We start from the raw sequence: 12,732 nt of genomic DNA on the forward strand, positions 1-12,732 counted from the left end.
CACCCCTTCAACGCCCTCTGGATTTCGCTTGCGCGGAAATGACCGTAAGGGAAGGCGTCGTCACATGAATCAGAAGCGCTAGGACTTCGAGGATTGCGCATTTTAGCCTTCTAGGGGCGAAGCTACAAAAAACATGTACTGCTGTATCAGAGCCAAACATGGTGCGGCAAGTGGGGTCTGAGTTCTTCGCAGTTACGTTCAATCTCTGCTTCCAGTTTTGTGACTATTCGCCGAATTTGCCGCAGCTCTGATTGCCGAAACGGACTGCGTGCGACTCTGCAAATTCTTCCATCTCCTTCGGGAAAGATGTCGAGTGAGATTTCAAGAGCGTTGGCATCGGAGTGAGCTATTGAGATCGTTGACCGAGGCATCGTCGGCACCTAACATAATGTACAACGCACCAACCTGAAGCCCGTCGGACTCCTGGGTCTTGTATTTTCAGACGGCTGAATGACGGCTTTTGCGTTTTCATCTGCATGGCAGCTCAGGGTCGACAACCGCATCTCAGCCCGCAGCGCATGACAGCAGCCAGCCTGAAGCAGTCGCCAAGAACTTGAGGACTAATTGGCAGCGATTGCTGACCGTTGCAGTTTGGGCGCAAATTTCAACTGTGGGTTCAGAAGCGGACCTTGGCAGATCAGCCCCTGCTGAGATATAGGGGGATGCCAACAGGCGCTATGTCAAGCCCGCTGAGCATCTAGGCTTGGCGGCTGATGTTCCGCATGATTTATTAGATGGCATATGTCGGGGTACATCCGAGGGCAGTGCTGCTGCGTAGGCATGCCTGCTCGTTTATGCGGTAGAGTGAGCCCTTAGCTGTTTTCTGGACGCATGGTCCTGCCAACTGCTTGGGAACAGTTGCCCGCTCGCAGAATCATCTAGGGAGACGGAAAGAGGATGTCAGAAAAGAAGCTGACGGAACAACAACTGCTTGGTGAACAAGGAACCTCCCTTATCAGCCTCGCTGTCTCCAGGATGGGATACGTCTGGCGACCGACATCTCAGCATGACACAGGCATTGATGGTGAGATAGAGATCCGAGATGCCGCCTCAGGTGTGGTATCGGGGTTGTCGCTCAAAGTTCAGAGCAAGGCTGTCTCCAACTTCGAAGGCGAGACCGATGAGGGTTTTGATTACCGGGCGCGTCAGCGCGATGTGGACTACTGGCTGCAGCACAACGTCCCGGTGATCCTTGTCCTATCGAGGCCTCGCACTAACGAGGTTTATTGGCTCCCTGTTCGCGATCCTTCTGGGAAAGTCCGAGAGCGCAAATTCCACTTTGTCAAAAGTCGGGACCGGCTCGACGACAGCGCGGCAGCCGGACTTGCTGAGCTTGTCCGAACGCAGGCTCAAGGCGTGCGAGGTATTGCATTGCGGCGCCCAGAGCGTCTCATCAGCAACCTGATCCCGGTCAAATTTCTGCCGTCCCGTCTATTCCTGGCAGAGACGCCGCACCATCAACCCAAAGCGATGGGGCAAGCCCTTAAGGGACGAGAGTTGATTTTTGAGAATGTGGTCCGCAGCAAGCAGGTGTTGACGGTGCGTGACCTGACTGATCCCCAATACTCTTTCCTGTGCGACCGAGGAACGGTCGAAGATTTCCCTGTCGAACAGTGGTCTGCATCAAAGGACCCAGTCGTTCAGCGCGAATTTGTCTGGCTCCTGAACAGCTGCTTGCGTCAGTTCCTCCGAACTTCGCCAGGAAGAGTGTTGTTCGACAAAAACTCTAATGTTTACTTCTTCCCTGCGCAGGAGCCTGGCAGCCCGACCATGCTCAGCTATCAAGGGCAGAAGAAACTCACCGCACGAGAGGTCGTGAAGGTATTGGTGAACAAGAAGAAGAGCCACGTCATGGGCCATAGGCACTCGGCCATGAACGCCCAGTTCGCCAGGTACGGCAATGTCTGGTATCTGGAGGTCAGCCCCACCTACATCTTCACAGGGCCTGATGCCATTAAGCCAAGCAAGTATGCAGCCGAATGGACAACTGGCATCAAACGCCTCGAACGCAACAACGCGGTACTTGGCCAGTTGGGTATGTGGGCCGAAGTCCTGACCCAAACAACGGACCTTTTTGCCGAACCGTATCCCTACCTCAGCTTTGGGGAGCCGCTAACGTTCCAGTCAGACCGTGGCTTAGATGACGCGGCCTGGACCGCAGGAGACGAAGAGGCGCCACTTGCCGGCAATGAACTTCCTCTCGGCCTTTTCTAAAAACATGAAACTAGATTTTCTTGAAGAGCCAGAGCTCGAGTTCGGCCGACACGGCCGCCACGTGGACATCAGGCAAGGCCTGAGGATGTATGGTCCCCTAGACACGGTGGATGAAGACGTGCGTCGCATTCGGATCGGGATCGTTGGCACTCAGCAGACCATAGAAGGGCTGCGCCGCTGGCTTGAGCGATGTGCAACTGGCGTTGAGGCGAAGAAAAGTCGGCAGCCAAACCTTTTTCCAGACTTTCCCGGCTTCGGGGATCACTCGCCGTTTCAAGCCTCCTTCGAGATTGACGAAGCATCGTGCCGCGTCATTCCGCCTCGAGAGCTACGCGAACTTTCCAACCACGCCCATTACGGCGCGCTGATTCGCGGCGTGGAGCTCTTGGCCAATGAGGTCAGAGCCTTGTCGGAGGAAATCCGGCCTGCTGTCGTCCTGGTCGCGCTACCTCCCGAGCTTGTGGGGCTGGATGACGACGAAGATGACAGCGAGGAGGCAAAGGCCAAGGAGGCACCCCGAGGAGAAAATGAAGAGCTGGCCTACGGGACTGACCTAGACCTTCATCACATGTTGAAGGCGGCGGCCATGAAGTTCGGCCAACCAATTCAGCTCGTGCTGCCAACCACCTACGATCCAACCGCGAAGGCGAAGATAGACAAGCTCGACGGAAAGCGAAAGCTTCAAGATGAAGCTACCCGCGCATGGAATCTGCATATCGCCTTGTATTACAAGGCCAACTATCGGCCTTGGCGGATCGTACGTAATCCGAATGACCTGAAGACATGTTTCGTCGGCATCAACTTCTATCGTTCGCTAGACAAGGTCAACCTCATGACCAGCATGGCTCAGGTTTATGACGAACGAGGTGAGGGCGTAATCGTGCGTGGCAAGCCAGTGGCCTTGAAGAAGGACGACCCGATTCCGCATCTGTCCAGTGAAGATGCGTTCGCGCTGATCGTTCATGCCCTCACAGAGTATCGGCGGGAGCATAAGCACTCGCCCGCACGTTTGGTTCTGCACAAGAGCTCAAACTTCAGCGCGGATGAGTTGTCAGGCTTCAATCGAGCGGTCGAGGATCAGCGGCTCGACACCGCTGACTTCCTCGTAGTGGAGAAGAGTTTCACGCGACTGTTTCGGGAGGGCAGCTATCCACCGTTGCGGGGGACGCTGCTGAGTCTCGATGACCGCAATCATGTGTTGTATACAAAAGGGAGCGTTCCCTACTACTCCACATTTCCGGGCATGTATGTTCCACGCACGCTTCGATTCAAGATTGCTCAAGGCGATGAAAGCCCTCGCAACCTTGCCGAGGAGATTTTGGCGTTGACAAAGCTTAACTGGAACAACACGCAGTTCGATGGGAGTGAGCCGATCACTATGCGGGTTGCCCGCCAAGTCGGCAAGATTCTCAAATATGTCGCGGCGGATGGGGTTGTGCAGCCAAAATATAGCTTCTATATGTGATTGACTTTGAATTTAGGCAGGACTTTCCTAGTCTGTTGATATCCACGTAAACCTGAGCTTTGGAGTTTAGCGTGTCATTTCTGCGCGGGAATCAACACAGTTGAGGCTGACATCCAGTTGCTGCTGGTTTAGTTCACGGGCATGACGTCATGGACTGCATTCAGCCTGAAGCCGAATTCAGACTCGTAGGTCGGCTGCGCAGCGATTGCCGCTGTTCGTAGCCGCATCGCGACCTATCGGTTACTGCTTCATAACGGCCATCCGAGCATTGACGCTGGCAGTTGTCCAATGACGGGTTTCAGGTGAGCAGTGGACAGTGACCGTCAGTACGCTGATGGCTGCTGGAAGTCCGCTCTCACGGCTCATGAACAGGTGCTGCCGACCCTGAGCAGTCTTTCTGAGTAGCGGCACCAAGCAGCCGTTCAGAGCGATGTCAGGTCGGAGCTTTAGTATTCCTGGCGAGCCCGATCTTGGGCTGGGCAGGCAACAGAAGAAGCAGGAGGAGGGTTTGATGACTGATTTTGGTAATATAAATTCATATAGCTCGCATACCACTGAGCGAGGCTGCAAGCCATTCCTCGGCCTTTGATTTTCCAATTTAGACTGCAAGCGCCAGATATGGCCTGCAGATTGTTGCGGCCTACATTACGTTATGCAAGCGAAAGGAAACCATGAGCGACCTGGAAACAATGCGATCGATTACTACTCTAGGGGCTGTGTTGCTTGGTTTTCTGCTTGGCCAAGCCTCAGAGTGGTTTAAATCGCGACGGAAGGCCAAGAAACAAAAGGAATCAGTACGCAGACTCATCGAGTTAGAAACGAAAAATAACGTTTCCCTTATTCAGAAATTTTGGAATGCAATTCTGGAAAGAAAGGAAAACTGGGATTCAGAGGATGGGTCGTTCCTCTACGCCCAACTCGCTGACCAAGCTTCACGTATCCCATTCCCTCCATTAACAACAGATGCTTGGCGAGCCAATTTGGGTGAAGTCGCCATCGCATATACAGAGCCCGAACTTGAGGCGATGTGGAAGCTTCAAAGAGAGCTAGATCGTATCCTTTCTCTTCATGCCTTCTTCTGCGAAGCCCAAAACGAACGCCGAGATGCAAGCAGGTTTACCCATACAGCGCATGGCAGTTCAGCTATGGGTGCAATTATTAGTAGCTTTGGGTTTTCTGACTCTGTGATGGAGCCTGCCAGAGAGTTTAAGAAATTAATAGAGAATATTTCAGCATTCAAACTACTCAATGCATAACCACCCATTCCAGCCAACTGTCAGGGATTTCAATGCCATTCTCCGAATCAGTTCAGAAGTCCATCAACGAGTACATAGAGAGGTACACCGGAGATGGTTCGTTTTACAGTGAGTACTTCTGGTTCATTTCAGACGAAGACCTCCGCACACGGCTTGAAGAAGAGTTCAAGTCAGCAAGATATGTCTACAAGCTGCTTGAAGGAATGCAGGCCAGAGACTGGCTCCTCACGGCAGAAGTCCGAATTCAGATTTTGCTGTATGCATCGATCTACGAAGCCGTACTTCATCACGTTCTCCTTCAGGACTACGCGACTACAGATCCCGTAAAGCGGATCACAACTTACGAAGCTCGCAAAAAGATCAACATCTCCGGCGCGATCAAGCAGAAGATCGTAGACACCTACGCGCCGACCGGAGAGATTGCCGTTTACCAATTAGAGTCAGCAGCGATTGATGAGCGAAAAATCGTGTTTGAAGAGAAGGCGGCCGCAGCCCTGGAGCTAGGTTTAATTGACCAATCAATTTATGAGGTCATCGTCAAGGTCTATTCATTACGAAACGCCATCCACTTGCATGCGGAGCTTCGACGAAACATTGCGTACGAGATTAAGGCGGCGCGGGATGCCTATTGGCATTTGCAAGGCTTCTGCAGGCGCATCGCCGATCGGATGGTCAGAGATGGAAAGGCGACCAGAGCACCGAAGCTTTCTGAATCACCAGGCATCTAACTTTTCATTCCACCGAACTGTTTTCGGTAGCCGGTGAGTTCGAGTGTTGAATGACCGCTCTTTCTTAACGCCACCGGCCGCTCCTGGCCGAGAGTGCCAATTTGGCCCAGCGCCGCATTGCAGCCGTTGAAGACAGTCACCCTGCCGCAGTTTCCGGGGTGGCCGTCAGCGGCGACTTCAAATCTCCGTCTGTTCAGATATCTCGAGGGCATCGTCGACCTCAATGCCCAGGTACCTCACTGTCGACTCCAGCTTAGAGTGGCCGAGCAGCAACTGCACAGCGCGCAGGTTCTTGGTGCGGCGGTAGATCAGTGTCGCCTTTGTTCTGCGCATCGAGTGCGTCCCGTACTCCATGCGGTCCAGGCCTAGCTCGTCAACCCAGTGACCGAGGATTCGGGCGTATTGCCGTGTCCCCAGATGTGGCGATTCGTGTAGCCGGCTTGGAAACAGGAAGTCCTCTGGCTTCAGCCCAGCCTGCTCGATCCAGGCCCGCAAGGCATCACGGGCAGCCTGCGTGATCTCGAACTGCACTGGACGCTGAGTCTTGTGTTGCATGACGACAGCGCGCGCCGCCACCTGATCACCGTGGCATACGTCCCGAACCTTGAGGGCGACGAGGTCGCATCCCCGCAGCTTGCTATCGATGCCCAAGTTGAAGAGAGCAAGTTCGCGCACCCTGCCTTCCATCTAAAGCCTCACGCGCAGCGCCCAGATGTCCTTGAGCTTGAACGGTGCCTTCTGCCCAACAATCTTGCCCTTGTTCCACGGCTCGCGATGAGCGGTATTACCTGTGGTTCCCATGATGGTCTCCCATCGAGTTGAGGGCCACACAGGATGCGCTCTCGAGCGGGCGCACCTCCGACCTGCGTGAACGGCTAGCAATGGGCGGTTGCCACAGCCTTATGACTGTCAGCTTCCTGGTGTAGCCATGGATTCATCATTTCGGCCAGAAGCAGCCGATGGCCATAAGAGAAAGCAGCCACTTGACGTATGAATTTAACGGACTCCGCGCTTTTGCGCAGGTTCAGTGGAATGATAGGTGGCCCATCAATGCATCATGGATTCTTGAAGTAATCCACTGCTATCGTCGAGGCAATGCCTATGACAAACGCTATTACGACGCCCCAGACAAATTTCTCTCTAAGACTAACTAGGCGATCATGCGCTTGAGCGAGCTTTCCCCAATAGAAGATATTTCTTGGATATGCTTTATCCAAAAGCGTGCCAAGAAAAAATAAAATCACAAATATCACTATCATGGCGACAAAGTACCACTTAATAGGACCTGGGTTTTGACCTAAACGGGACTCTATAAGAAAATTTAGCTTGGCCTGCACATCGCTAGATTCAAGAATTGCGGCCACAGCTTCCCCTTTTGGTGATTCTTTAATGCCGGATATACTGATAAATAGGAACGGTAGCATCAAGAGCGGAAAAGTGTGCTTTGAACTTAACGTGGAATCGAAGCTAAAAGATCGGAACTTCAGTATTTCAGAATTCACGTAGTCCTTGACGTCAGCCGCGAGAAGATAGGCCAGATCTCGATCATTTGCCTCTATACCAAGATCGGTATTATCCTTGGGATCAAATTTTAGGCTCAGCTTGTAGGTCGCCCCTGCAGACAATATTTCTACTCGCTTGATCGCGTTCCGGCTAGAGTTTTCTTCCGCAGCTACGGCACTTGGATTATCGAATTCAACAAGCATCCCATCAGCGCGAAAAACTTTGAACTGCAACGTTGCGTTAGGGTCAGCAGCCAGAAGGCGCTTTCTAATGATGTCATCCAGTTTGATAAGTGCCTCCTCTGTCAAAAAGAAGCCTCGCTTGAAGTTGTTTTCTAAGTGTGCATTCATGTTTGGAGCGTGATGAGAACAGTGTTACGCGCTAAACGGTTGTCGGATTTGGTTTGTGTGCGTAGTTGTTACAAACACTATAGCCTAAGCGTCGAGCAAACGAGTACGAAAGCTCTTCTAGCGACGGCTTGCGGCTTGAATCCATCTGACTGCTCAGGGTCGACCCGAGCCTGTCGGGGCATGCAGAAGCGGTCCTTCGAGCCAGTGCGTGGCAAACCGCGCAATCGAGCGGCCAGTCCTGAGGGTGAAGCGGCCGTTCAGGACAGGCAGCGTTCAACGGCTCGTGTTGGCCTTTGCTGTCGCCTAGGCACTGGACTGTGAATGACTCAGACCAGCCTAAAGTGGACTCAAGTCAACGGGACGCACCGCCTGCAGCCCACATTCCCGTGCCAGCGGCACGTGCACACGGAAGCAATAAAAGCTCAGCGCGCCATTCCGGGCTTTGTGGCCTCTGTCGCATCCGGCTGGCAGGGCAGTACGGCAGCACAATGGCGGCTTAGAAATTTCCGAACTTTCACACTTTCGAATGCAGCTCCTGCTCAACGCCATAGCCTCCATGCCCCTACCCAGTGAGGCGCAGCGTATCTTCCATGGTCGCGGAGGGCTTTACCCCGGTTGCGCCCATTGGTCACTCGATTTCTTCCCACCGGTATGGGTGTTGACCAGTTTCCTTCCGGTGGAGGACGACCAACTGTCTGCAATAGGTACCGCACTTGAGCAGCGCTGGGCCGAACTGGCGCCCGGCCAGCCGCTGAACTGGGTGTTCCAGTGCCGGCACGAAGGCCGAAGCAGCACGCAGGTGATGGCCGGTGCGGTCCCTGATCCGCATTGGGTCAGCGAAGGCGGCGTGCGCTATTACATTAGTGTGGCAAAGGGCCAGAACCATGGGCTGTTCTTGGACATGGCGGAAGGACGGCGGTGGGTACACGACCATATAGCCGCGCGCGCAGCCGCCGGTGATCGGGTTAAGGTACTGAACCTGTTTGCCTACACCTGCGCATTTTCCGTCGTCGCCTTGAAGGCTGGGGCGCGTCACGTCACCAACCTGGACATGAACAAGGGGGTGCTAGCCATAGGTCAGCGCAACCACCAACTCAACGACGTATTGGCCAACGCCAGCTTCCTTCCGCATGATATTTTCAATACATGGGGAAAGATCACGCGAGGAGGCCCCTACAGCTTGGTGATCGTGGATCCACCGAGCTACCAGAAAGGCAGCTTTGTCGCGACTAAGGACTATGCGCGGCTGCTCAGGCGGATGTTCGACTTGGTCGAGCCTGGGGGCCATGTACTACTGTGCCTCAACGCGCCCGAGCTGGGCCCCGCGTTCCTGCAGAGCCAGATGAACGAACTGGCGCCCGAGCTGATCTTTGTCGAGCGTTTGGCGAACCCGCCTGCTTTTGCGGATATCTCTGATGAGCGCTCGCTGAAAGTCCTGGTGTACCGGGCGCCGCCACTCAAAGGATGATGTTGTTCTTCGGACGCCGAAGCGTCGGCAAATCGGTTTCACCAAGCAGCTCAAGCACCTCGATTTCGATCATCCGGGCTATCTGAGCGATCGGCACGTCATTGGCGCCACCCTCGAAGGGATTTTCGGTGCTTTCCCCGACCTGTTGCAGCGAGGTGTACATCCAGGAGATCATCACGCTGAACGGGATCACCAGCCACACGCGATGCAACGCGTCGAACTCCTTCAGCATGCCCAGCGGGAGCAGGATGCAGAACAGCCTGATGAAAAACGAGTTGATGGTGGCGTACTGCCGCGGGTACGGGAAATTCTTCAGGCGCTCGCTGCGCCCCTGGTGGTCGAGCAGTTCCTTGATCGATTTTTCCATCTCGATGAAGAAGTTGATCACGATCTTGCCGCTGTCGAATAGGCCGCGGATCGCCCGGCTCTGATGAGCCAGTAGCTGGGTGGCCTTGTTGCGCGATGCCAGCACGCCGCGCAGTTCGTCGGCTTCGAGATAGCGCGCAAGTTCGGCTTCCAGCGTGTTTTCTTTTTCCGGCACATCGTAGAACGACTGGTACTCGGCGTTGGTCGCCCGGTTGGTGCTCTCCCACGCGCGGCTTCGCCGCATCTGGTAGCGCAGCACGGTCACCCAGGCGAGGTGCCGGTTCACCAATTGGCGCGCAGCCTCGGGATCCTTGAGGTAGTCACGGCTCATCAGGCCCCAGGCTTTGCTGCTGCTGAGAATGCCGGTCCATACCTGTTGGGCTTCCACCGTACGGGCATAGGTTTGTGTGTTGTTGAAACTCACGATCAGCGCCGTGGCCGTGCCAATCAGCGCCACCACCGTCCATGGAATGGCTAGCCACCGCCAGCCGGCTAGTTCGTACAGGCATACGGGTACGATGCCGAGGATCATCAGCAAGTAGAGCTCGCGCCGCGTCCACAGCAGGAACTCGCGCAGCCGGTAGGAGCGGCCGACGTTCACCGCGCGTCTAGCCAGGCATCAAGGGTGGTGGTGCCGAGCCGGGCTCCGGCGTTGGTGGTCAGCGAGCCATCGTCGACGGTCACGCCGAAATAAGGTGCTTTCGAGTCGGCCACCACGGTGCGCTGATCACCGGTGGCGCGAAGATAGCGCTCGACCATGGCTGCCATGCCGGCACGTTCTGGCCCGCCCACTTCGAGCATGCCGTTGAGAGGCGCGCTCAGCGCCGCATCAGCCATGGCTAATGCGACGTCTTGCGCTGCCACAGGCTGAAGGTGTGCCGACGGCAAGCGAATCGTTTGCGCCTGCATGCCCGATTGCGCGATGGCCGGCAGGAACTCCATGAACTGCGTGGCCCGCACGATGGTGTACGGGATCTTCGAGGCTTCGATCAATTGCTCCTGCACCAGTTTGGCGCGGAAGTAGCCGCTGCCTTGCAGGCGCTCGGTGCCAACCACTGACAGCGCCACATGGTGCTGCACACCGGCCGCGGCTTCTGCCGCCAGCAGGTTGCGGCCCGAGGTTTCGAAGAAATGCATCACGGGAGCATCTTCGAAAGATGGTGAATTGGCGACATCGATCACCGTGTGTGCGCCAGCGAGCGCTGCCGCCAAACCTTCGCCGGTCAGCGTGTTGACGCCGGTGCTGGGGGAGGCCGCGATGGCCTCGTGGCCACGCTGCCGAAGGAGGGGAATGAGCTTGCTGCCGATGAGGCCGTTACCCCCGATCACAACGATCTTCATGAGTGTTCCTGTTGGTTGAGGCTCCATGGTAGATGTGGAACAATATGGCTCAAATGACTAAGACCCCTGAATTACTGCCATCAAAGGCGCAAAAACGCCAGCGTGCGAAGCGGGTGCTGTTCGTTGCTTTTCCCGAGTTCGGCTTGCTGGACTTGAGCGGTGCGCAAACCGTGTTCTGGGCGGCCACCAAGGCCATGGAGGCACGGGGCAAGGAGGGTTACGAGCGTTGTACCGCAAGCCTTGACGGCGGCTTGGTGCGTAGTGCGGAAGGCTTGCTCATTCAGACCGATGCGCTCACGGCCTATCGGCCGAGCTCCGTCGACACCCTGATCGTGCCCGGTTCACCACACATGGCAGAGGTGATCGAGAACGCCGGACCGGTGGTGCAATGGTTGCGGCGCGCGTCGGCCAAGGCACGCCGCACCGCGTCGGTATGCAGTGGCGCGTTCTTGCTGGCCGAAGCCGGATTGCTCGATCACAAGCGCGCCACCACCCATTGGCTCATGTTTGACCTGATGAGCAAGCGTTTCCCCGCCGTACAGATTGACCGCGACGCCATCTTTGTGCCACAGGGTGCGGTGTGGACATCGGCGGGCGTGACCGCCGGTATCGATCTGGCCCTGGCGCTGGTCGAGGCCGACTGCGGCCACGAGATCGCGATGGAGGTGGCACGGGAGCTCGTGGTGTTCCTGAAGCGCCCCGGCGGTCAGTCGCAGTTCAGCGGTATGTTGCGGGCCCAGGCCGAAGACTCGGCGGGGACGTTCGACGAGCTGAATCTGTGGATCACCGAGAACCTCGTTCGTACTGATCTCAACGTGGAAGTATTGGCTGCCCAGGCACGGATGAGTCCGCGCAATTTTGCGCGCGTCTACAAACAGAAGACCGGGCGCACTCCGGCCAAGGCCGTGGAGGTGTTCCGGCTCGAGGCGGCCAGGCGCTTGCTTGAAGACTCGTCCTACAACGTCGATCAGATTGCGCGTTTATGCGGTTTCAGCGACGAGGAGCATTTGCGCGTGACGTTCCAGCGCCACCTGAGCGTGGCGCCTCGGGACTACCGGCGGCGATTCGCGGCCCGGCGTGAGACGGTGCACACTTCCAGGTGAATATCTAGCCTTTTGAGTCCAGCGCCTCATGGGCCAATTCTTGGCAGAACTGCCTCACCACTTGCAGTGCGGGCGATTCTGCCCGCCCCTTGAGCGTCACGAACGCGAATTGGGCCTGCAGCTTCGCGCTCGGGGTAAGCAGAAGCTCGTGCAGGCTTCCCTCAGAGATCTGGGCGCTCGCCGCGGCGACCACGCCGAGAAATACGGCATCGGTCGCGGCGACGGTACGCAACAATGCCCCCACGTCTTCGGAGGCAGCCTGGATCCACGGTTTCAAATGCGCCTGCTCGCCGTAGCGCTCAAGCAGGGTGCGTGCAGCGTCGTCGCTCGCCTGCGTACACACCAGCGGATAGGCGCGCAGGTCCTCGAAGCGCAGTTTTGAGGACTGCGCAAGAGGATGGCCGGCACGGCAGATGAACCCCGAGCGCAGAGCAGGCAGCACATCGACTTGCAGATCTTCGGCGGGAGGTAATGCGCGATATGTAATGAGCAAGCCGTCGGTCTGGCGAGCGCGAAGTTGCGAAATCTGCAGGTCGGGCGAACCGCCCAGCAAGCGCAGTTGAATCTTCGGATGCGCGCGCAATAGATGCGTCATGAGCGGCGCGGCAAACAAAGCTCCCGGCGCTGACCCCATCCCCAGATTGATCGGGCCAGTGGCCCCATACGCCAGCAATGTGGCTGCGCGCTTGAGCTCTCCCGCCTCCTGCACGATGTGGCGCACCCGGGCCAGTACCTGCGTACCGAAAGGCGTGAGCTCATTGCTCTTGCCGATGCGGCTGACGAGAGGGAGCCCGAGCTCCTGCTCCAGCAACTGAATACTGCGCGACAGGGCGGATTGCGTGATGTGCACCGACTCCGAGGCCCGGCTGAATGAGCGCGTCTCGGCTAGCGCGACAAAGTGAGTGAGCTGCTGCAAATTCATGGATTTATTATTCATA

At 56.3% G+C, this 12,732-nt stretch carries 10 protein-coding genes and 1 pseudogene; 6 read left to right on the plus strand and 5 right to left on the minus strand.

The annotated features are described in order from the left end of the window. Window positions 1-897: 897 nt before the first annotated feature. From WJU18_RS07430 to WJU18_RS07445, 4 genes are all read left to right on the plus strand, one after another. A complete protein-coding gene (locus WJU18_RS07430; RefSeq protein WP_423459468.1) occupies window positions 898-2,214 on the plus strand; it encodes a DUF4365 domain-containing protein in 1,317 nt (438 codons plus the stop codon). After that, window positions 2,189-3,679 carry an argonaute/piwi family protein gene (locus tag WJU18_RS07435; RefSeq protein ID WP_423460958.1) on the plus strand — a complete coding sequence of 497 codons (1,491 nt, stop codon included), beginning with the start codon at window positions 2,189-2,191 and terminating at the stop codon, window positions 3,677-3,679. The genes WJU18_RS07430 and WJU18_RS07435 overlap by 26 nt, the downstream gene beginning before the upstream one ends. 671 nt (window positions 3,680-4,350) lie before the next feature. Further along, complete coding sequence (locus tag WJU18_RS07440) at window positions 4,351-4,935, plus strand: hypothetical protein (protein WP_423459469.1); 585 nt, start codon at window positions 4,351-4,353, stop codon at window positions 4,933-4,935. A gap of 32 nt (window positions 4,936-4,967) precedes the next feature. Next, window positions 4,968-5,663, plus strand: coding sequence for a hypothetical protein (locus WJU18_RS07445; protein ID WP_423459470.1), 696 nt, complete (start codon window positions 4,968-4,970; stop codon window positions 5,661-5,663). 177 nt (window positions 5,664-5,840) lie between these two features. Here the strand turns inward: WJU18_RS07445 and WJU18_RS07450 are convergent. Continuing rightward, window positions 5,841-6,464 (minus strand): annotated as a pseudogene (locus WJU18_RS07450) (tyrosine-type recombinase/integrase). Window positions 6,465-6,718: 254 nt separating this feature from the next. Continuing rightward, on the minus strand, window positions 6,719-7,516 hold the full coding sequence (locus WJU18_RS07455) for a hypothetical protein (protein WP_423459471.1): 798 nt from the start codon (window positions 7,514-7,516) through the stop codon (window positions 6,719-6,721). Window positions 7,517-8,042: 526 nt separating this feature from the next. On the opposite strand from WJU18_RS07455, the gene WJU18_RS07460 reads away from it, so the two are divergent. Beyond that, window positions 8,043-8,984, plus strand: a complete 942-nt coding sequence (locus WJU18_RS07460) for a class I SAM-dependent methyltransferase (RefSeq protein WP_423459472.1) — start codon at window positions 8,043-8,045, stop codon at window positions 8,982-8,984. Here WJU18_RS07460 and WJU18_RS07465 read toward each other — a convergent pair. Further along, complete coding sequence (locus WJU18_RS07465; RefSeq protein ID WP_423459473.1) at window positions 8,974-9,951, minus strand: bestrophin family protein; 978 nt, start codon at window positions 9,949-9,951, stop codon at window positions 8,974-8,976. The two genes, WJU18_RS07460 and WJU18_RS07465, sit on opposite strands and share 11 nt — an antisense overlap. After that, window positions 9,948-10,691 (minus strand): SDR family oxidoreductase, encoded by a 744-nt coding sequence (locus tag WJU18_RS07470; protein WP_423459474.1) that lies wholly within the window; start codon window positions 10,689-10,691, stop codon window positions 9,948-9,950. The genes WJU18_RS07465 and WJU18_RS07470 overlap by 4 nt, the downstream gene beginning before the upstream one ends. Before the next feature lie 53 nt (window positions 10,692-10,744). On the opposite strand from WJU18_RS07470, the gene WJU18_RS07475 reads away from it, so the two are divergent. Next, complete coding sequence (locus WJU18_RS07475) at window positions 10,745-11,794, plus strand: GlxA family transcriptional regulator (protein WP_423459475.1); 1,050 nt, start codon at window positions 10,745-10,747, stop codon at window positions 11,792-11,794. A gap of 4 nt (window positions 11,795-11,798) precedes the next feature. Here the strand turns inward: WJU18_RS07475 and WJU18_RS07480 are convergent, their stop codons facing one another. Then, entirely contained in the window at window positions 11,799-12,716 is a 918-nt protein-coding gene (locus tag WJU18_RS07480; protein ID WP_423459476.1) for a LysR family transcriptional regulator, read from the minus strand. Window positions 12,717-12,732 lie beyond the last annotated feature (16 nt).

The organism is Ottowia sp. VDI28 (assembly GCF_049532675.1).
Classification (GTDB): domain Bacteria; phylum Pseudomonadota; class Gammaproteobacteria; order Burkholderiales; family Burkholderiaceae_C; genus Ottowia.